Raw genomic sequence first — 20,801 nt, 5'->3', positions numbered from 1 at the left:
ACTTCATCTAGTAAGAGCTGAAACTGTATGCGAACCCGTGCCAAAATTTGTGGAATTACCCGTATTGAGGATGTTCAGTCTGTAGTACAGTCAGGGGCTGATGCAATTGGTTTGGTTTTTTATCCGCCCAGTCCGCGGAATGTCAGTATGGGGCAAGCGCAAATCTTGGTTCAACACATTCCTGCCTATGTGCAGGTTGTGGGTTTGTTTGTGAATGCGACGGTGGAAGAAATTGCCGATATTTTAAAGAAAGTGCCTTTAGATATGTTGCAGTTTCATGGCGATGAAAGTCCCGAACAATGTCAGGCCATTGCAGAGCAAATGGCGCGACGTTGGTATAAGGCCATTCAGGTCAAACCCGATTTGGATGTGATTGCAACGATTGAAAAATATCAACAAGCAGGTGCAAGCGCAGTATTATTGGATGCTTGGCATCCTGAACTAAAAGGTGGGACAGGGCACAGTTTTGACTGGACTCAGTTTCCACAACTCGATATTCCTTTGATTTTGGCAGGTGGTTTAAATCCTGACAATATTGAAGATGCAATACACACTACCCAGCCTTTTGCTGTAGATGTTAGTGGCGGTGTAGAGTCCGCAAAAGGTATTAAAGACCAACAACTCATACAACGATTTATGCAAGGAGTCCAACGTGGATCAGCAAAATAATGTGATTGACTATACCCAATACCCTGATGCAAAAGGGCATTTCGGTATCCATGGCGGACGTTTTGTGTCAGAAACTCTAATGGCGGCATTAGAGGACTTAGAAAAGCTCTATTTCCGTATGAAAAACGATGAGCAATTTCTGGCAGAATTCGACCGTGATCTCGCCTACTATGTAGGTCGTCCTAGTCCTTTATATTATGCTGAACGATGGTCGAAAGAGTTGGGTGGTGCGCAAATCTATTTAAAACGTGAAGACCTGAATCATACCGGTTCGCATAAAATTAATAATACGATTGGTCAGGCGCTCTTGGCTAAGCTTTCAGGTAAAAAACGCATTATTGCCGAAACAGGTGCAGGTCAACATGGTGTGGCAACCGCCACGATTGCAGCGCGCCTAGGCTTAGAATGCGTGGTCTTTATGGGTGCAGAAGACGTTAAACGTCAGGCCATGAATGTGTATCGTATGCGTCTATTGGGTGCAACTGTTGTACCTGTAGAAAGTGGTTCAAAAACTCTGAAAGATGCCATGAACGAAGCGATGCGTGACTGGGTCACCAATGTCGATTCTACTTATTATGTGATTGGTACGGTGGCAGGTCCACATCCATATCCACAATTGGTACGTGACTTCCAGTCGATTATTGGTCGTGAAGCACGCCGTCAAATTCAAGAGCAAGCAGGGCGCTTACCTGATGCGCTTGTAGCATGTGTCGGTGGTGGTTCAAATGCAATGGGCTTGTTCTACCCATTCTTGAATGATGCTGAAGTGAAAATGTATGGTGTTGAAGCGGCCGGTTATGGCATTGAAACTGGTAAGCACTCCGCACCGTTAAATGCGGGGCATGTCGGTGTCTTGCATGGTAACCGGACTTATTTGATGTCGGATGAGCAAGGTCAAATTATTGAAACACATTCAATTTCGGCAGGTTTGGATTATCCAGGTGTAGGCCCTGAGCATAGTTTCCTAAAAGATATGCATCGTGTTGAATATGTGCCAATCAATGACAATGAAGCTTTACAAGGTTTCCGTGATTTAACCAAGATTGAAGGGATTATTCCAGCATTGGAAAGCTCGCATGCCATGGCGTATGTCACTAAGTTGGCGCCAACCATGGACAAGGATCAAATCATTATTGCCACGGTTTCTGGACGTGGTGATAAAGACTTGATGACCGTGGCACGCATTGATGGCGTGGAAATGGTTGAGATGTAATTTCAATATAAGTTTCAAAAGCACGGGCTAGACTCGTGCTTTTTTATGCTTAAAATTTTAGTTTATTGATCGTTTGGTCCATTTAAATAAAACAAGGAATGTACAAGCCGTGATTTGTCTTATACTTTGCATTTCTTCAACATGATCATTATTCAAAAGATATTCCATCATGTCATCACAATAAAACCCAACTCAAACTCATACTGAAGTTTTGAGTGTAGAAAGAACCAGATACTTTTACTGAGGAGCTATGCCATGTCCCATTTATTTGTTGTGATGTTGGGTGGACGCCATCAACGAGCCAATACCGAAGTGCATGATGTTGTGGCGGTTTGGGGGGATAGCTTGGAAGCGACCTTTCCGCAATTAAGACAAGCATGGTTTGCTGAACAAAAGGGCTTACATATTGATGCTTGGATGAAAATCAATACGGTGGAATCTGAAGGTCAGTATTATCAAATTCGGCTAAGTAACACGGCTCCAGAGCCAGATGTGGCAAAATTATTTTTGATTAATTTGGGTGGTTATGATGCGCAGGAATTTGGCGAATTACACCGTTATGTTTTGATCGTCGCTAATAATGCACAGCAGGCAAAACAACGAGCGAAGCTGCATTTTGCGCAGCAGTGGCAAAAGCCGCATACAGATCGAGTCCTTGATGTGGATGACTGCATTGCGTTGGCTCAGGTTGAAAATCAACATATTCATTTAGAATTAGCGACGCCACAGAAAAATGATTGGAAAAACACATATCTGCTATTAAATGATTAATATTCAACATTTTGTGCTGAGTGTACAGTAGTGCTGTTTTTTTGTGCTAAGATGGCAGACATCAAAATGATCCTTCGTCGTGAAGTATAAGTGGTTGTAAAAATTGGGTGGTTATACGACGAAAAATCAGCATAGACTTAGCTAGGGAATTGAATAAATGGATTTAATTCAGTCGAATGGTCAGCCGCACTATGGGCGGTTCGATACATTACCTCGGAATATTGACGTTCAAAAATACCAATATAAAACGCCTTATGGCGAGGTGCTCAATGGCTGGCGTAAGCGATTAAAATACAAAAAATTCAAATTCTGTTCTATACAACATGAGCATTACACCCTTGGCGTTGCAATTGCGGATATTGCATGGGCAGGGCATGGTTTCTTTTATGTCTATAACCATCTTTCGCAAGAAGTTATGGAATGGAATGCGATTAATTTTTTAGCGCGTAATACCGTTTTGGATGAACAGCCTTTATATAATCAAAGTTTTTTTCACAAATCTCCATTTCAAATCGAAATGCAGCATGCCAATGGGGTGCGTTATATACGTGTCACCAAGTATGGTGAAATCAAGCTGAATGCCCGTATTTTTTGTGCGGGAACGAATGCTTTAAGTATGTGTAGCCCGACAGGGATTAATGGCTGGACCTATACCCAAAAGCTGACCACATTGGGTTGTGAAGGCTACTTTGTAAATAAGCAGGGTCAAGTGGTGCAATTTCACGAAAAAACATTTGCCTCCTTAGACGACACCTGTGGTTTTTTGCGTCCTGAGACGGCATGGTTCTGGTTATCTTGTAATTTCTGGGATGTTAACAATCAGCGCATTGGGCTGAATTTGGCTTCAGGTGTGAATGAAAGTTTTGGCAACGAAAACTGTTTATGGATTAATGGTGAACTCTTTCCATTAACCGACATTTTATTTCAACAGCAGGAAGAAGGCCGTTGGACCATTCGGTCTTTAGATCAGCGTTTAAATTTGAATGTCACCACCAGCTGGCGCCGTTATGAAAACCTAAATTTGAGACTGGTTGGAAGTCAATTTAGCCAGTGGCAAGCGCGTATTAGTGGCACGATTGTCCAAAATGATCAGGAAATTGTACTGCTGGATGAGTATGGTCTTTTAGAACAACATTATGCGAAATGGTAGTGGCTTGGACTGATGTTTAGCTCAGGTCGGGATCTGTTTTGAGCTGAGCTAAACATGCAAAAAATATTTAAGTTTGACTCTGTGCCGCTTGCCAGAATGCTTCACCAGCTTGGATCGGATCATTGGTTTCAGCCAAGGTGTTCACCCAGACATCGTATTGACGAATAATTGGTTGCTGCGAGGGGTGGAAGTCTTTTTTAAACCAATCAATATATTGTTTACGAATACTGGTTAGCGTACCTTTGCGTCCAAAAAACCAAGGTAAGCCCTTAATAATCATATTCAGGCGTTGCCAACGACCAAAACCATCATGTGTAAGCATGATATTGGCACGATAGAGGGTAAAGCCAATCATCATCAGGGTGGTGAGAATTAATGCCCAACGTCGCATCAGTTCAGAAACTTCACCGACTTGTTGCATGACATCAAATGCGACATCACGATGCTCCATTTCCTCAATAGCATGCCAAGCCAAAAGTGCCCGCACATAAGGGTGGGCATGGGCTAAAGTTTCTTTCTTGCCATAAAAGGTTTCTGCCATTAACGCGGTTAAATGTTCGGCCGCTGCCGTCATGGCAATATTGTACTGGGGGGAGCGTTCTTCAAGCTCGAATTTAAAGACTTTATTAATGCGTTGAATAAATTGGTCGACCGGCATACCTTGAGCACGCAAGACATGGTTCATTTTTTCATGGGCAATACCATGTTGGGCTTCTTGGCGGATAAAATCGGCCACACGTTGTTGTAATTCAGGATCTTTAATTTTGTCTTTAAACAATCGGACCGATTGGATGAAATAGCGTTCCCCGTCTGGAAAGGTCAGACTGAGTGCATCAAAAACACGAGTGAGAAAGGGGTCATTGTTCATCCAATAGCGAGGCGCCTCATCCAATTTAAAATTGAATTCGGTACGAACAACAGGATGGAGCTGGGTGCGGACTATTGTATTCATCTTTGTTTTGACTAATAGAACCTTTGATAAGAGCAGTATGTCGATATTGGTCGGATAAGTTTTGACACTACTTGCCAATTTTTATACATTTTACGCCATATTGAAAATAAAAAAATGTCAAACAGACGGGTGGAGCCATGTATACATTACAAATCCCCAATGGCTTTTTTCACTTATGGCATAGTTATCTAAAATCACGTGATATTGATGCTTTTGCTTTGCCATTCACGACCACGCAAAAACAACAGCTAAGTTTTATTTTATCACAGCCGATAGATGCACAATCATCCTACGTTTTGTTTATCAATTTAATACAACAAACCAGACTCCAACTCAACTGCCCACATCTGATTTTCGATATGGTGCAATATGTTCAACCTGAGCATTTTGGCATATTGGGTTATCTTGCATCTAAAAGCAGTAGTGTGGCGGAAGCCTTACAATTCGTGTTGCGTTTTAATCGCTTGGTGATTGATGGTCGTGAATCCTTACCCATGCATATGTCGCAGTCCGAAACGGCTATTCATCTTTATTGGGCTTTTTCGCATCCAGCGTTAGTGCTGATTAATGAAATGCTGGTAGCTGCGATGGTGCAACTGGCACGCCAGATTTTTTCTGCCGAAGCGTTTGCTTTTCAGACTTTGTATTTCGCTCATCCGCCGCAATGCGCCGTGTATCATTATCAGCGTTTTTATGGTTGTGAGGTCTGCTTCAATCAAAGTCATTATGCGCTCGCCTTGAATCGTGAAAGTTTGTTCTTAAAATCACAACAACCAGATCCATCGCTGAATCATTTACTGCTTAAACATGCCGAAGAGGTGATTGCGGCCAAATCCGAGCGTATTAATTTAATGACACATTTGCAGACCCTTGTCGCTGAGTATTTGATTTTTCATCAGGATGTGCCGAAATTGGAGTGGATTGCACAAGAGCTGCATCTTTCGGTACGAACTTTACAGCGTCAGCTAGGACAGTTTGATTGTTCCTATAAGAAAATTATTGAAACCGAACGAATGAAACGCTGTGAGCTGTTGTTGCAACAGCATTTAAGTTTGAGTGAAATCGCTGTGGAGTTGGGCTATTCGGACCAATCTGCATTGGCACGTGCGTTTAAAACGGCTACAGGGCAGACCTTGTTGATGCGTAGACAGCAATTAAAACTGCCAGAATAATTCAGTGCTGTGATGATTCACTGAATTATTCTTCACTAATAATGTTTAGTCGGTTTTGGCTGCAAGGCGTGGATAGCGCAAGGTAATGGCTAAGATGGCAAAAATCGCCAATACCCAGCAATAATAAATGTGACCAATTAGCTCAACAGGAGAGAGTTTGGCAATCGAACATGCCAATAACAGTTGAGCACCATAAGGAATCAAACCTTGTACGACGCAGGAAAAAATATCCAGTAAGGCTGCCACACGTTTGGGATCTAAACCGTATTCTTGAGCAACTTCACGCGCCATATCCCCCGACAAAATTATTGCAACGGTATTATTGGCCACAAATAGGTTGGAGAAAATCACCAAGAAACTGACCCCAAACTCTCCTGCACGCTGTTGTCCAACTTTTAACAGTCGGGTCAGGCTATAAATTCGCTGAATCAGCCATTCTAAACCACCCTCACGTTGCATAATGGCCGAGAGTCCACCGAGTAACATCGACAATAATGCCACTTCAAACATGCCGACAAAGCCGTCATAAATGGCACTGTTAAGCTTTAGCAGGGTAAATTCAGCATGTTGCATTAAGCCAATCATGGCTGAAATGAGTATGCCAATGCTGAGCACCGCCAATACGTGTAATCGGCTAAAAGCCAAAAAGAATACTGCGACATAAGGCAGAATGAGCCATAGGTCAAAGTCTTTATATTGAATACTTTGAGCATCTTTGCTCATCAAAATATAAACTAAAATGGTAATCATCGCTGCGGGACCTGCAATCCAGATGTTGACCCGAAATTTATCTCGCAATTGTACTTTTTGGCTACTGGTGGCAGCGATGGTGGTGTCTGAAATCATAGACAGGTTATCACCAAACATTGCACCACTTACCACAGCACCAATTGCCATCACCGTCTCAATATCCGTCACTTGGGCAAAGCCAAAAGCAATCGGTGCACAAGCAGCAATCGTGCCCATTGAGGTGCCCATTGCAGTCGCAATAAATGCCGAGATAATAAACAGCATAGGTAGCACAAAAGCAGGAGGAATCAGTGATAATCCCAGCTGTACGGTTGCATCGACACTGCCAATCGCGCTACTGGTACTGGCAAATGCTCCAGCCAGCATAAACACCATGAACATTAAAATAAGGTTCGGGTGGCTCGCCCCTTTGAGGAAGGTGTCAATTGCTTGATTTAACTTCCCGCGATAAATTAAAACTGCCAAGATCACTGCGGGTAATGCTGCAACAGGAGCCTTAATTTGATAAAAGGCAAATTCAGTCCCAATCAGCGAATGATAAATTCCGCTACCCAAAAAGATAGCCAAAAAAACAATAAGGGGGAGTAGTGCAAGCGCTCGGGCTTGCACCTTGCTCTGAGGGTCGGAGGTCATAAAATTAAGGAAACAGCGAATAAGTCGGCTTAGTATAATGTAGCCGATACAATTTCTGAAAACTTAAAATGTAAAATGCCCTGAGGCTGGCAAATGGGCTTCCTTGCTTCAGGGCAAAGATTTGCCCCATTCTGCAAGCTTACATAAACCCGAAAATTAGGCATCTTTGATCATTGAGAAAACTCTTCAAATATTAGTAAATGTAGCTTTCGGGTTGTTCTGAATCATGTGATGTCGTATGAAATTCAAAGGAAGTGCATGAACTCTATTCAATGTGTAAAAAATAGCGTTACAATGCGTTGTCTTGTATTTCTACAAAACCAACTCCTCAGTTTTAAATAATTCAAGGAATGTACAACCCTATGTCACGTTTAGCCACTCGTTTTGGACAACTTAAATCTCAACAGCGTAAAGCGCTGGTTTCCTATGTGATGGCTGGAGATCCTCATCCACAAGTAACAGTACCTTTGTTACATCAAATGGTTGAGGCGGGCGTAGATGTTATTGAACTTGGACTGCCATTTTCAGACCCTATGGCGGATGGTCCTGTCATTGCCTTGGCCGCAGAGCGTGCTTTGGCTGGTGGAACCAATACCCTAGATGCTTTGAATATGGTGAAAGAGTTCCGTCAGAAGGATCAGGAAACACCAGTGGTATTAATGGGATATCTCAATCCTGTTGAAGTGATTGGCTATGAAAAATTTGTAGCCTATGCCAATGAATGTGGTGTAGATGGCATCTTGCTGGTCGATTTACCGCCAGAAGAAGCACTGGCTCTGGATGACGTCCTCGCAAAGTACAACATGGATCAAATTTTCTTACTGGCTCCAACCTCTACGGATGAACGTATTCGTCATGTGGTCAAGCAAGCAAGTGGTTTTATCTATTATGTTTCTTTGAAAGGGGTAACGGGCGCAGCAACTTTAGACATGTCTGAAGCTGCAGCACGTATCCAAAAAATTAAAGCAGAAACAGATATTCCTGTAGGTGTAGGTTTTGGTATTAGCGATGCTGCTTCCGCGAAAGCGATGGGCAGTGTAGCCGATGCTGTGATTGTCGGCAGTGCATTTGTAAAACAATTTGCAAGCTTGGCGCCAGAACAAGCCGTGATTGAAACGGTTAATAAAGTCAAGGAGCTTCGAGCAGCGCTCGATGAGTTAGTATGAATCAAGAAGTGAAATCAGGGAAAATTCTTAGCCCATCGACACCGTGGACTGAACGTGGCGTTCCAGGCATTGAAGTTCCAGATGAGCAACAAGCACTAAAAGCAACATTTACAGAACCCACAGTTGAATGCCCTGAATGTCATGCATTGGTAACACGCACAGCGATGACGTTTAATGCTTATGTTTGTCCGCAATGTGATGAACATTTACGTATGAAAGCCCGTGATCGTTTAACTTGGTTCTTCGATCAAGTAAAAACTGAATTGGGTCAAGAATTTGTGGCTAAAGACCCGCTTAAATTTGTCGATAGCAAGCCTTATCCTGAGCGTATGGCTGAAGCACAAAAGAAAACGGGTGAAACTGAAGCGTTGATCGTGATGCAGGGGCTGGTTAAAGACGTTGCAATGACGGCGTGTGCTTTTGAATTCGACTTTATGGGCGGTTCAATGGGCACAGTCGTGGGCGATCGTTTTGTTCAAGCGGCAGAAAGTGCGATTGAGAAAAAACAACCGTTTATCTGTTTTGCTGCTTCTGGTGGCGCGCGTATGCAAGAAGGCATGTTGTCTTTGATGCAAATGGCACGTACCTCTGCTGCAATTCAACGCGTTAAAGAAGCGGGCTTACCTTATATCGTGGTTCTGACTCACCCAGTCTATGGTGGTGTAACTGCATCTTTAGCCATGTTAGGCGATGTGCATATTGCTGAGCCAAAAGCCATGATTGGTTTTGCGGGTAAACGTGTTATTGAGCAAACTGTGCGTGAAAAATTGGAAGAACCGTTCCAACGCGCTGAATACCTGCTTGATCATGGTGTAGTCGATCAAATCGTTCATCGTCATGCATTACGTGATACTGTATATCGTATTGTGACCAAATTGATGAATTTACCTTGAACAACACTGCACCACTTGCACAAGATAATTTAGACACATGGCTCTCGTATTGGGGCCATGTTCACGTTACGGGGATTGATTTAGGTTTAGAACGCGTCATTCCCGTCGCTGAAATGCTTGGTGTAACGCAACCTGAGGCGAAAGTCATCACGGTTGCCGGCACCAATGGCAAAGGCTCAACCACTACAACTTTAGCGGCCATTTTAAATGCGCAAGGTTACAAGGTTGGACTGTATCAGTCTCCGCATATCTATCGTTTTAATGAACGCGTTAAGCTGGCAGGTCAGGAAGTTGATGACCAAAGCCTGATTGATGCTTTTGTGCAGGTTGATCAAGCACGTCGTGCGTGTGGACTCAGTTTATCCTTCTTTGAAGCAACCACTTTGGCTGCTTTTTTGATTTTTAAACAGCAAGCTTGCGATGTTTGGGTACTTGAAGTCGGACTCGGTGGTCGTTTGGATGTGGTCAATGTGATTGATCCAGACATTGCGGTCATTACCAATATCGGTCTAGATCATATTGACTGGTTGGGCGATACCATTGAGAAAATTGCCTATGAAAAGGCAGGGATTATTCGACCGAATATTCCTGTAGTTTTTGGGGGGCAACAAACTTTACCTGATGCTATTGCGACAAAAGCACGGGACTGTAATGCACCACTTTTTGTTGCTGAACGCGATTATTTCTATCAGCCGAGTGAAGATGGTCAGTACTGGATGTTTGCCTCTTCGGGCACGACGTTAAAACTCCCACTGGGAAGTTTGGCACTCGAAAATATTTCAACCGCCGTTGCCGCAATTTTGGTGAGTGGTTTAGCAGTCAATCAAGCAGCGATTGCGCAAGGTATTCAACAGGCACAACTGGCAGGGCGCTTTGAAATTCGCCAGATTGCCGATAAAACCGTGATTTTTGATGCTGGACACAATCCACATGGCGTAGAATTTTTGTTAAAGCAATTGCGAAATTTCTTAAAATACAATAAACAATACACGGAAGTGGTTGCAGTCTTTTCCATGCTGGCAGATAAAGATATTAAATCTGTGGTGGAGGCATTGAAAAGCGATGTTTCAATGTGGAAAATTGCACCCTTAACTGTGCCGCGGGCTGCGGAAATCGCGCAGCTAGATGAAGCATTGCAACATCAGGCAGTACAACAATTTACGAATGTACAATTCGCTTTCCAATCAGCGCTCGATGAATCTAAAAATAATCAGCTGATTTTGGTATGTGGTTCATTTCATACCTTGGAAGCAGTCTGGGAGTATTTGGAAGAATGTCAATGAATAACAAACAACGCTGGATGGGTGGCGTTGTTTTACTGGGTGGCGGTGTTTTATTGGCAGCCTTGCTTCTGAAAGGTCAAGAAGAAATTCATCAAAATAATGTGAAACAGGCTGAACCGATTGAACAAGTTCAGTCCAACAATGTTAAGCCCGATGCTGGTTCAGTTCAGCTTCAGGGGCTCACTGTAGATGTGGAAACTGAAAAACGTCTACTGGAAGAACAACGTCGTGCCCGTGAGAAAGCGGTTGCAGAACAGGAAGCACGCGCTGCTGAATTTCTAGCGATGCAACAACAGGCTGAAGCGGATGCGGCACGTAAAGCTGCCGAAGAGTATGCTGCTTTAAATGCGGCTCGTACGGGGGCACAGCAAAGTTCAGATAATATTCCACCAGAATTGGTTGAGGATGAAAAAGCTAAACAAAAACGTTTAGCTGAGGAAAAACTTGCTGCACAAAAGAAGTTAGATCAGCAGAAAGCAAAACAACAGGCTGATGCTGATAAACAACAAAGTGAAGAACGTCGTAAAGCAGACGCTCAGCGTAAGGCCGAGGAAGAGCGTAAAGCCCAAGCCAAAGCTGCTGAAGAGAAAAAACAGCGTGAAGTAGAAGCTCAACGTAAACTTGAAGCACAGCGTAAAGCTGATCAAGAACGTCAAGCAACGGCGAAAGCAGCAGAAGAAAAGAAACTGCGTGAAGCTGAAGCGAAACGTAAAGAAGATGCCAAGAAAAAGGCCGAAGCTGAAAAAGCCCGTGAGTTGCTGGAAAATGGTGATAAGCAGTGGATGGTGCAAGTGGCGCTTGCTGCCAATGCAGCCAATGCCGATGCACTGATTTCTAAGTTAAAAGCTAAGGGCTATAAAGTGGTACAAAGCCCGACGTCTAAGGGAATCCGCATTATGGTCGGCCCAGCCAAAAGCCGAGATATCGCAGATGTCACCCGTAAAAAAATTACAACTGATGCCAGTCTCAATATGAAATCGGCGTGGGTAATTGACTGGGTACCGCTCGATCGTCGTTAATCGCGGCTTAGATGACCTATTTAAGATGGATTCGAGAGTTGTTCTTGAATCCATTTTACATTTTCAGGGCTGAATAAATTTTCAATGTTTTGCCAAATCGGATGAAAACCATAGCCACCATATTTCATTTCTTGTAGCGCATCTTCAATATCCCATTTTTCAAAAATAATTCGATACATGGCAATACTGGCACCAGTGCGGTCAGAGCCGTGATAGCAGTGAATCAGTACTTTTTGTTGTTGTGCTTTTGCGAGTTGAATTTGACGCATCACCGCCAGCAAATCTTCACGGCTCATGGCCCAAGTATGAATCGGGATATGAACCAGATTGAATTGATCGGCATTGAGCTGTTTTGGGTCGTGGTCACGTGACCTTAGATTAATCACCACATCAATATCATTGGCTTGCAGTTGTTTGATCATTGCAGCATTGGGTTGTTCGCTACGGAACACATCGGCACTGACTTGATAAAAATTATTGGCCCGATCCAGTACGCTTCCCCAATGCTGAGGACGGCTGTCGGCTGGAAGTGCGGGTGTGGTCATGCAAGCGGTTAGATTCAGGGTAGAAATGATTAGACCGCAGAGGAGGAGTTTAGATTTCATCTTGATGGGTATCGTGCTAATTCAACAGGATCGTGAGCGCAGATGAGTTGCACTTCAGGATGTGTTTGAGAAAGTGTCTGCAGCCGTTTCAGATTGTCTACACGTGCTTGGTTATCTTCTGCAAAAAATTGCTCGAGTTGGTTCAAGGCTCTTAACGGATGCTGACCGTCAAGCTGTAAATGTGAGTAGTAGGCATCACCACAGAAGAGTAGCCAATTCTCCTGATTACGCACAGCAATGCCACTATGTCCTGCGGTATGCCCCAATAAAGGAACCATTAAGAGGTCATTTTCAAACAAATCAAAATTACGAATCTGTTTTAGATTAAACCAGTTTTCTTCAGCAATGGGTTCAATAAAGTTCCAGTAACGGTGTTGTTGAAACTGTTTGACTTTATAGCGTGCTTTTCGCTTGTAGTGATTGAGGTTTTGTGTGGCATTGTATTCTGATGACAGGACATGCACGGTTGCATGAGGGAAGTCTGAAATTCCTCCCGCATGGTCAAAGTCTAAATGCGAGATAAAAATATGCTGGACATCTTTCGGATGAAAACCGAGTTTCTGGATTTGCGCGATAGCGGTCAGCTCTAAATTATTTTCAATGTTACCGAAACGCGCGATCATGCTACCTAGGCGGGCTTTGGTATGCAGCAGATCTTGAACACCCAAGCCAGTATCAATCAGAACCAAGCCTCGGTCTGTTTCTAACAATAAGCAATGACAAATAACATGGGCATGCAGTCCCTTTTGTCCAAATAAGGGACCACAAATGGGGCACATGCTGCCACAATGTAAATGATGAATTTTATGAATCACAGGAATTATTCTTAAAATGTGCTGCAGTATTTATAACTGACTGTCGCCTAAATACCAAATACAACTTGGTATCTAGGCATTAAGCAGACGAAAAACCTGTCCGTAAACAGGTTTAAAAGAATGATTGAATTTGGGATGCTTTATTTTAGATTCGGTTGTGGCGTTAGACGCAAATAGGGTTTTACCGCGGTATAACCTTGCGGAAAGCGTTGTTGCAGTTCAGTTTCATCTTGTAAGGATGGAATAATCACCACGTCGTCCCCTTGTGTCCAGTTGGCCGGTGTGGCCACTTTATGCTGGTCAGTGAGTTGCAAAGAGTCAATTACGCGTAAAATTTCATGAAAATTTCGTCCTGTAGAGGCGGGATAGGTAATGATGAGGCGGACTTTCTTATTCGGGTCAATAATTACCAAAGAACGCACCGTCAAAGTTTCACTGGCATTGGGATGAATAAAACCATACAGGGTGGAGACCTTTCGATCATGATCAGCAAGAATTGGGAAATTAACAGTGGTATTCTGAGTTTCATTAATATCCTGAATCCAACCCTGATGGGATTCAACATCATCGACAGATAGGGCAATGGCTTTGACTCCTCGCTTGGCAAACTCGTCTTGTAGTTTGGCGGTATAACCGAGTTCTGTGGTACAGACTGGCGTATAGTCTGCGGGATGTGAAAACAGGATGCCCCAACTCTCTCCTAAATAATCATAAAAATTAATTCGACCTGTACTGGAGTCTTGTTCAAAATTGGGTGCGATATCACCTAGACGTAATGACATTTTAAATTCCCTCAATGCTGTTGTGTATTTGCTATAGCTAAGACTATTGCGCAATTCTTTTACTAAGAAAAATAGCTTTTTTGCATTTGGTTATACAGCAATAGAATAAGTAAAATCCGTCTTGTTGAGAAAATAAGCAGGGATTCAAGATCAACGCTCTATATCGCTTGGCTGAAATTTGTTACATTATTTCGCCTTAGGTCAGGGGCTAGAACCAGTGATCAGAATTTTTTTATTGGTTTTGTGCAAAACCCTTGTACTTCAAATTTCTAGCACCATAATAACGTCTGAGAAAAAATTTATTCATTGACAAGCAAGATTTAGAGAGTCTATTCATGTTGGCAAGTCTGATCGGAGGAATCTTCGGTACCAAAAATGAGCGCGAACTCAAACGCATGCGTAAAATCGTAGACAAGATTAATGCGCTCGAGCCGACGATATCTGCCTTAAGCGATGCAGACTTATCTGCAAAAACCGAAGAATTCAAACAACGTTATAACAAAGGTGAAAGCCTCGATAAATTATTGCCAGAAGCATTTGCCGTTTGTCGTGAAGCCGCAAAACGTGTCATGGGAATGCGACACTATGATGTGCAGTTGATTGGTGGTATTACCCTACATGAAGGTAAAATTGCTGAGATGCGTACTGGTGAAGGTAAAACCCTCATGGGGACTCTCGCTTGTTATCTCAACGCAATTAGTGGTCAGGGTGTGCATGTCATTACTGTCAATGACTACTTGGCCCAGCGTGATGCCGAGTTAAACCGTCCATTGTTTGAATTCTTGGGTCTAAGCATTGGCATTATCTATTCCATGCAAAACCCGATGGAAAAAGCAGATGCTTACCGTGCCGACATTACTTACGGTACCAACAATGAATTTGGTTTTGACTACCTGCGTGACAACATGGTATTTGCGCTTGCAGAGAAAAAGCAGCGCGGATTGGTGTATGCCATTATCGATGAAGTGGACTCAATTTTAATTGATGAAGCACGTACACCGTTGATTATCTCGGGTCAAAGTGATGACTCTTCTCAGCTTTATGCAGCAATCAATACGATTCCACCGAAACTACATGCGCAGAAAGAAGAAAAAGTTGCCGATGGTGGTCATTTCTGGATTGATGAAAAACAGCGTTCGGTAGAAATGACCGAAGTGGGTTTTGAAACTGTTGAAAATGAATTAATCGAAATGGGACTCTTGGCTGAAGGTGAGAGCCTGTATTCAGCATCGAATCTTAACTTGGTACATCATGTGACCGCTGCGATTCGTGCCCATTTCCTGTATCAACGTAACGTGCATTACATCATTCACGAAGGTGAAGTGATTATTGTCGATGAGAACACCGGACGTACCATGCCGGGGCGTCGTTGGTCAGAAGGTTTACACCAAGCGGTTGAAGCTAAAGAAGGCTTAGAAATCCAGCCTGAAAACCAGACTTTGGCAACCACGACATTCCAGAACTATTTCCGTCTATACAAAAAACTGTCTGGTATGACGGGTACTGCAGATACTGAAGCTGCGGAAATGAAAGAAATTTATGGTTTGGATGTAGTAATTATTCCGACACACCGTCCAATGATTCGTCAGGATCAAAACGATTTAATCTATTTAAACCGTAATGGTAAATACAACGCGATTATTCAAGAAATTCAACGTGTGCATGAGGCTGGTGTTGCCCCAATTCTGATTGGTACGGCCACGATTGAAGCTTCTGAAATTCTCTCGGAAAAACTGAAAGAAGCAGGCATTCAGCACGAAGTCTTGAATGCCAAGCAGCATGAACGTGAAGCAGACATTATTGCTCAAGCTGGTTCACCACGTGCCGTGACCATTGCCACCAACATGGCCGGTCGTGGTACAGACATTATTTTGGGTGGTAACTGGAAAGCCAAACTGGCCAAAATTGAAAATCATACACCTGAAGATGAAGTGCGTTTAAAAGAAGAGTGGGAGCAAAACCACGAAATGGTCTTGGCTTCAGGTGGTTTGCATATTATCGGTTCTGAGCGTCATGAATCGCGTCGTATTGACAACCAGTTACGTGGTCGTGCAGGACGTCAAGGGGATCCGGGGGTTTCACGTTTCTACTTGTCGCTTGAAGATGACTTGATGCGTATCTTTGCGGGTGACCGTGTAGTGGCTATGATGCGTGCCATGGGCTTGCAGGAAGATGAAGCGATTGAGCACAAAATGGTGTCACGCTCCATTGAAAATGCCCAACGTAAAGTTGAAGCGCGTAACTTCGATATTCGTAAGAACTTGTTGAAATATGACGATGTAAATAACGAACAGCGTAAGATTATTTATTCGCAACGTGATGATGTCTTAGCTGAAAACACCCTGCAAGATTATATTGAAGAAATGCATCATGAGGTGATGAAAGCCGTCATTGCCAACTACATTCCACCTGAGTCGATTCATGATCAATGGGATATTGAAGGACTTGAGCGTGCTTTACGTGAAGAGTTCGCGGTCGATTTACCGATTAACCATTGGTTGGAAAGCGAACGTCGTTTGGACGAAGAAGCTTTGGTGGATCGTATTACTGATGAAATCGTGACGCGTTACCGTTCACGTCGTGAGCAAATGGGGCCAGAATCAGCAGCAATGCTGGAACGTCACTTTGTGCTTAGTGCTTTAGATCGCCATTGGAAAGATCATTTGGCAGCGATGGATTATTTGCGTCAAGGTATTCATTTACGTGGTTATGCACAAAAGAATCCTGAGCAAGAATATAAGAAAGAAGCGTTCAATCTCTTCGTGAACATGTTGGCGGTAATCAAAACTGACGTGGTAACTGATTTGTCGCGTGTTCATGTTCCAACGCCTGAAGAGTTGGCTGCCATGGAAGCACAAAAGCAAGCCCAAGCCCAAGCCATGCAGTTGAATTTATCGCATGATGAAGTAGATGGTTTAACGGGTGAAGTGACTTCGCAAGCTCAACCCGAACAACATGCAGGCTTTAGTCCAGCCTCTGCACAAGACATAGAACCGCCTGCAAGCCGTAACTCGCCTTGTCCTTGTGGTTCAGGTCTAAAATACAAGCAATGTCACGGTAAAATTTAATTTTATCAATTGATTAAATTAGCCCTTGCCCGATCTGATAAATGCTTCATGTCTGGCAAGGGTTTTTTATTGCGGCACGCAATGTAGTGAAATATTTGCAAGATGTGAATAAGGTTTGCAGTGCTAAACATTAAGTGTTATTAAGTTGCTCATCGGAAACTGAAAAGCGAAAGACAATGAAAAAATTATTACAACCTTTGGTTATTGCCGCTTTGGCAATCCCGACTTTGGCGATGGCGAATACTCCTGCAACTACGACCATGGCAAAGGTGACAGCCGCACAAGGGGCAACTACCGCGCCAGCAACGGTGCAAGATACCAATGTTACCGTTATGAGTCCGCGTACAGGGATTAAATATACCTTTCCAAATCCTCAGCAACGCCCAATTGTATTAAAAACGGCTGCGGTCAGCGCCGCGACTCCAATAACTGCAACTCGTATTGTGGCAGCCAATCCAGCGCTTTCAGTAGAAAGTCAGGAGCAAGCCAAGCAGACTCTTGCTGGAAATTCTCCGCAGTTAGCTGCGAACTAAATCTGATTTATAAAATGCAGCCTTCGGGCTGTTTTTTTTATGGTTTTTATTGAGCCAAGCGGGGGATTGTTGTCTCGTTATCCTAATTTTTAGAGTGCTTAACCATGAGTTTCCATCAAGCGTTGTAATCGTGAAGGAAATTGCCTGAAACACCTCGATTTTTAGCCGTATTTCTACTAAGCTGTGACACTAACTTGAACAACAAAGTGGACATTTCAAAATGGCAGTGGGTGACGTTACTATGCCACAGATGCATGTGGTTAAAGGGGTAAAAATCGGTTCGGCTGAAGCATATATTCGCTATCAGAACCGACGTGATCTGGTCATTTTTGAATTGGCTGAAGGCTCAAATGTCGCGGGTGTTTTTACACAAAATGCCTTTTGTGCAGCACCTGTACACGTATCTAAAGCACATTTAGCTGTCGGTAATCCACGTTATTTAATTATTAATACAGGCAATGCCAACGCAGGGACAGGTCCATTAGGTATGCAAAATGCCCAAGAAGCCTGTGTGCAATTGGCTCAACTGGCTGGCGTAAGCCCAGAACAGGTTTTACCTTTTTCAACTGGGGTGATTGGTGAGCAATTACCAATGCCACGGTTAGTTGCAGGACTTCAACCTGCCTTAGACAGCGTGCAGGAAGATGCCTGGACCGATGCTGCCTTTGGCATCATGACTACAGATACCACGCCGAAAGGGGCTTCTGAACAGTTTGAACTGGATGGTGTTCGCTACACCATGACAGGGATTTCTAAAGGCGCTGGTATGATTCGTCCGAATATGGCGACGATGTTGAGTTATGTAGCAACGGATGCCCCAATTTCGCGTGAATTAGTACAACAACTGTTACATATTAGCGTGAACCAATCGTTTAACCGTATTACCATCGATGGTGATACCTCAACCAATGATTCCTGTATTTTTGTCGCGACAGGTCAAGCGGGCGGTGCTGAAATTACCTCTGTTGAAGATGCTCGTTATGCTGTTGTGCTTGACGTGTTAAACCGTGTAATGAAGCGTTTAGCGCAGCTCATCGTCCGTGATGGAGAGGGTGCAACTAAGTTTATGACCGTAGCGGTTGAAGGTGGTGCCGATACCCAGGAATGTTGTGATATCGCCTATAGCATTGCGCATTCACCCTTAGTCAAAACGGCATTTTTTGCATCTGATCCAAACTGGGGACGTATTTTGGCGGCCATTGGTTATGCAGGCGTGAAAAATTTAGAGGTTGAAAAAATTCAGGTTTGGTTAGATGATGTACAAATCTGTAAGGATGGTGGCGCAGCAGCTGATTATACTGAAGCAGAAGGCGCACGCGTAATGGCACAGCCAGAGATTACCATTCGGGTCGATTTGGGACGTGGACAAGCGAAGGACACGGTCTATACCTGTGATTTATCTTATGACTATGTCAAAATTAATGCGGATTACCGTTCTTAATGGAATTTGAGTGAAGAAAAGCCTCCGATGTGAGGCTTTTTTATCAATTAAGGTTTTTTGAATGACTGGTCAACGGCTTATGCAAGAGTTTGACCGTGTTATGGATGCACCGCTTGTAAACAAGCAGCTGGGATAGAGAAGACGTTTTTATGAATGATGCGACCAATTTAATTGCCAATGACGCAAAATCGATTGTGCAGGCGCATTTAGACCGTTTAGGCGAGCCAAAGGACAATCATTTAACTGAGCAAGCCAAACAGGAAAAATTTGAACAAATCAAAGCGGAATTGAAAAAACGTGATGCTGTTCTAGTCGCGCATTATTACTGCGATCCTGAAGTACAGGAATTAGCAGAGTTAACCGGTGGCTGTGTTTCTGATTCTTTAGAAATGGCACGCTTTGGTCGTGACCATGCTGCTTCAACTTTGGTTGTAGCAGGAGTGAAGTTCATGGGGGAAACTGCAAAAATTCTATCCCCTGAAAAAACCGTGCTCATGCCGACCTTGGAAGCAACCTGTTCACTCGATTTGGGCTGTCCAGTGGATGAGTTCACTGCATTCTGTGATCAGCACCCTGATCATACCGTAGTGGTCTATGCCAACACCTCTGCTGCGGTTAAAGCACGTGCAGACTGGGTGGTGACTTCAAGTTGCGCGGTAGAAATTATTGAGCACCTAGATAGCTTGGGTGAAAAAATTATTTGGGCACCCGATCAGCATTTAGGCCGCTATATCCAGAAAAAAACGGGTGCGGATATGTTGCTGTGGGATGGGGCTTGTATTGTACATGAAGAGTTCCGTGCACGCGGGATTGCCAACATGAAAGCCTTATACCCAGATGCTGCTGTATTGGTGCATCCAGAATCTCCTGAATCGGTCGTGGATATTGCGGATGCTGTGGGGAGTACTTCACAACTGATTAAAGCGGCTCAGACTTTGCCGCATGAACGTTTAATTGTGGCGACAGATCGCGGTATCTTCTACAAGATGCAACAAGCTGTGCCGAATAAAATTCTGGTGGAAGCACCAACAGCTGGTGAAGGCGCGACCTGTCGTTCTTGTGCACATTGTCCGTGGATGGCGATGAATGAACTCGATGGTATTTTGCAGGTCTTACAGGAAGGCGATCAGGAAATTCATGTTGATCCAGCCCTTGCCGAGCGTGCAAAACTACCGCTAGATCGCATGCTAAGTTTCAGCGCGAGTTTAAAACGATAAATATTGTATAAAAAATGTCTGAAATGCTTGATATTTATACGTTTGAAGCATTTTTTTAACTTTTTTTAAATATAGGTGTTGACGTTCTCGGGCGTCACGCCTAGAATGCACACCGTACCGCACGATGTGCGATACGAAAAAAGCTGAGATGAATCGGAGCATAGCACAGCCTGGTAGTGCACCTGGTTTGGGACCAGGGGGTCGTAGGTTCGAATCCTACTGCTCCGACCAATTCTTCAAGGCAAAGTATCGCATGATACCAAGTATCATCGGTCATGCGCCTGTAGCTCAGTTGGATAGAGCATCCGCCTTCTAAGCGGATGGTCACAGGTTCGAATCCTGTCAGGCGCGCCATTTGGTAGCTTGGTACTGTAGAACTTTATAGTGGTGGATGTAGCTCAGTTGGTAGAGCCCTGGATTGTGATTCCAGTTGTCGCGGGTTCGAATCCCGTCATTCACCCCAATTTCGGAGCATAGCACAGCCTGGTAGTGCACCTGGTTTGGGACCAGGGGGTCGTAGGTTCGAATCCTACTGCTCCGACCATCTTCTAAAGATGAAATAAATAATCCGCTTTATAGCGGTTTTTTTATGCCTGAAATTTAATACTCTGTTCTTCAGCATTTTTCATTTTTCATTTTTCATTTTTCATTTTTCATTTTTCATTTTTC

General features: G+C 43.6%; 18 protein-coding genes and 4 tRNA genes. 17 read left to right on the top strand and 5 right to left on the bottom strand.

What is annotated here, in order from left to right:
* Positions 1 to 27 precede the first annotated feature (27 nt).
* From AC6CHI_RS08100 to AC6CHI_RS08085, 4 genes are all read left to right on the top strand, one after another.
* Positions 28 to 669, top strand: coding sequence for a phosphoribosylanthranilate isomerase (locus AC6CHI_RS08100; RefSeq protein ID WP_498120594.1), 642 nt, complete (start codon positions 28 to 30; stop codon positions 667 to 669).
* Positions 653 to 1,882 (top strand): tryptophan synthase subunit beta, encoded by a 1,230-nt coding sequence (trpB, locus tag AC6CHI_RS08095; RefSeq protein ID WP_498120592.1) that lies wholly within the window; start codon positions 653 to 655, stop codon positions 1,880 to 1,882. Before AC6CHI_RS08100 ends, trpB begins: the two co-directional genes overlap by 17 nt.
* A gap of 255 nt (positions 1,883 to 2,137) precedes the next feature.
* Positions 2,138 to 2,653: a DUF1543 domain-containing protein gene (locus AC6CHI_RS08090; protein ID WP_498120590.1), complete on the top strand. Its 516-nt coding sequence runs from the start codon at positions 2,138 to 2,140 to the stop codon at positions 2,651 to 2,653.
* 157 nt (positions 2,654 to 2,810) lie between these two features.
* Positions 2,811 to 3,803 (top strand): DUF2804 domain-containing protein, encoded by a 993-nt coding sequence (locus AC6CHI_RS08085; protein ID WP_498120589.1) that lies wholly within the window; start codon positions 2,811 to 2,813, stop codon positions 3,801 to 3,803.
* 67 nt (positions 3,804 to 3,870) lie between these two features.
* Here AC6CHI_RS08085 and AC6CHI_RS08080 read toward each other — a convergent pair whose 3' ends face one another.
* The gene (locus AC6CHI_RS08080) at positions 3,871 to 4,755 is read right to left on the bottom strand and encodes a metal-dependent hydrolase (protein WP_498120587.1); all 885 of its coding nucleotides are present in this window, start codon (positions 4,753 to 4,755) and stop codon (positions 3,871 to 3,873) included.
* A gap of 137 nt (positions 4,756 to 4,892) precedes the next feature.
* On the opposite strand from AC6CHI_RS08080, the gene AC6CHI_RS08075 reads away from it, so the two are divergent.
* Positions 4,893 to 5,927, top strand: coding sequence for an AraC family transcriptional regulator ligand-binding domain-containing protein (locus AC6CHI_RS08075; protein WP_498120585.1), 1,035 nt, complete (start codon positions 4,893 to 4,895; stop codon positions 5,925 to 5,927).
* A gap of 45 nt (positions 5,928 to 5,972) precedes the next feature.
* Here the strand turns inward: AC6CHI_RS08075 and AC6CHI_RS08070 are convergent, their stop codons facing one another.
* Positions 5,973 to 7,310, bottom strand: coding sequence for a Na+/H+ antiporter NhaC family protein (locus AC6CHI_RS08070; RefSeq protein WP_498120583.1), 1,338 nt, complete (start codon positions 7,308 to 7,310; stop codon positions 5,973 to 5,975).
* A 362-nt stretch (positions 7,311 to 7,672) separates the two neighbouring features.
* On the opposite strand from AC6CHI_RS08070, the gene trpA reads away from it, so the two are divergent.
* Genes trpA through AC6CHI_RS08050 form a run of 4 tightly spaced genes read left to right on the top strand, consistent with a single transcriptional unit; the run spans position 7,673 to position 11,671 of the window.
* Positions 7,673 to 8,476 carry a tryptophan synthase subunit alpha gene (gene trpA / locus AC6CHI_RS08065; protein WP_498120582.1) on the top strand — a complete coding sequence of 268 codons (804 nt, stop codon included), beginning with the start codon at positions 7,673 to 7,675 and terminating at the stop codon, positions 8,474 to 8,476.
* On the top strand, positions 8,473 to 9,369 hold the full coding sequence (gene accD, locus AC6CHI_RS08060) for an acetyl-CoA carboxylase, carboxyltransferase subunit beta (RefSeq protein WP_458893445.1): 897 nt from the start codon (positions 8,473 to 8,475) through the stop codon (positions 9,367 to 9,369). The genes trpA and accD overlap by 4 nt, the downstream gene beginning before the upstream one ends.
* Positions 9,366 to 10,652 (top strand): bifunctional tetrahydrofolate synthase/dihydrofolate synthase, encoded by a 1,287-nt coding sequence (gene folC / locus AC6CHI_RS08055; protein WP_498120581.1) that lies wholly within the window; start codon positions 9,366 to 9,368, stop codon positions 10,650 to 10,652. Before accD ends, folC begins: the two co-directional genes overlap by 4 nt.
* A complete protein-coding gene (locus AC6CHI_RS08050; protein ID WP_498120579.1) occupies positions 10,643 to 11,671 on the top strand; it encodes an SPOR domain-containing protein in 1,029 nt (342 codons plus the stop codon). Before folC ends, AC6CHI_RS08050 begins: the two co-directional genes overlap by 10 nt.
* Positions 11,672 to 11,691: 20 nt before the next feature.
* On the opposite strand, the gene AC6CHI_RS08045 is transcribed toward AC6CHI_RS08050, so the two are convergent.
* The 3 genes from AC6CHI_RS08045 to AC6CHI_RS08035 all read right to left on the bottom strand — a co-directional run bounded on the left by AC6CHI_RS08045 (position 11,692) and on the right by AC6CHI_RS08035 (position 13,873).
* Positions 11,692 to 12,276, bottom strand: a complete 585-nt coding sequence (locus AC6CHI_RS08045; RefSeq protein ID WP_498120577.1) for a dual specificity protein phosphatase family protein — start codon at positions 12,274 to 12,276, stop codon at positions 11,692 to 11,694.
* Entirely contained in the window at positions 12,273 to 13,091 is an 819-nt protein-coding gene (locus AC6CHI_RS08040; protein ID WP_498120575.1) for an MBL fold metallo-hydrolase, read from the bottom strand. The genes AC6CHI_RS08045 and AC6CHI_RS08040 overlap by 4 nt, the downstream gene beginning before the upstream one ends.
* 140 nt (positions 13,092 to 13,231) lie before the next feature.
* Complete coding sequence (locus tag AC6CHI_RS08035) at positions 13,232 to 13,873, bottom strand: peroxiredoxin (protein ID WP_498120573.1); 642 nt, start codon at positions 13,871 to 13,873, stop codon at positions 13,232 to 13,234.
* 335 nt (positions 13,874 to 14,208) lie between these two features.
* Here AC6CHI_RS08035 and secA point away from each other — a divergent pair, with 335 nt between their 5' ends.
* The 8 genes from secA to AC6CHI_RS07995 all read left to right on the top strand — a co-directional run bounded on the left by secA (position 14,209) and on the right by AC6CHI_RS07995 (position 20,676).
* A complete protein-coding gene (gene secA, locus AC6CHI_RS08030; RefSeq protein ID WP_498120571.1) occupies positions 14,209 to 16,941 on the top strand; it encodes a preprotein translocase subunit SecA in 2,733 nt (910 codons plus the stop codon).
* Between the two features lie 176 nt (positions 16,942 to 17,117).
* Complete coding sequence (locus tag AC6CHI_RS08025) at positions 17,118 to 17,474, top strand: hypothetical protein (RefSeq protein WP_498120569.1); 357 nt, start codon at positions 17,118 to 17,120, stop codon at positions 17,472 to 17,474.
* A 220-nt stretch (positions 17,475 to 17,694) separates the two neighbouring features.
* Entirely contained in the window at positions 17,695 to 18,915 is a 1,221-nt protein-coding gene (gene argJ / locus AC6CHI_RS08020) for a bifunctional glutamate N-acetyltransferase/amino-acid acetyltransferase ArgJ (protein WP_498120567.1), read from the top strand.
* A 149-nt stretch (positions 18,916 to 19,064) separates the two neighbouring features.
* Entirely contained in the window at positions 19,065 to 20,132 is a 1,068-nt protein-coding gene (nadA, locus tag AC6CHI_RS08015) for a quinolinate synthase NadA (RefSeq protein WP_498120565.1), read from the top strand.
* Between the two features lie 154 nt (positions 20,133 to 20,286).
* Positions 20,287 to 20,363 (top strand) — tRNA-Pro (locus tag AC6CHI_RS08010).
* Positions 20,364 to 20,409: 46 nt separating this feature from the next.
* Positions 20,410 to 20,486: transfer RNA gene (locus AC6CHI_RS08005), tRNA-Arg, on the top strand.
* Positions 20,487 to 20,519: 33 nt separating this feature from the next.
* A tRNA-His gene (locus AC6CHI_RS08000) sits at positions 20,520 to 20,595 on the top strand.
* A 4-nt stretch (positions 20,596 to 20,599) separates the two neighbouring features.
* A tRNA-Pro gene (locus AC6CHI_RS07995) sits at positions 20,600 to 20,676 on the top strand.
* Positions 20,677 to 20,801 lie beyond the last annotated feature (125 nt).

The organism is Acinetobacter sp. GQ146, from assembly GCF_059758585.1.
The sequence above is the reverse complement of the archived record's forward strand: the minus strand, read 5'-3'. Positions and strand labels throughout refer to the sequence as shown.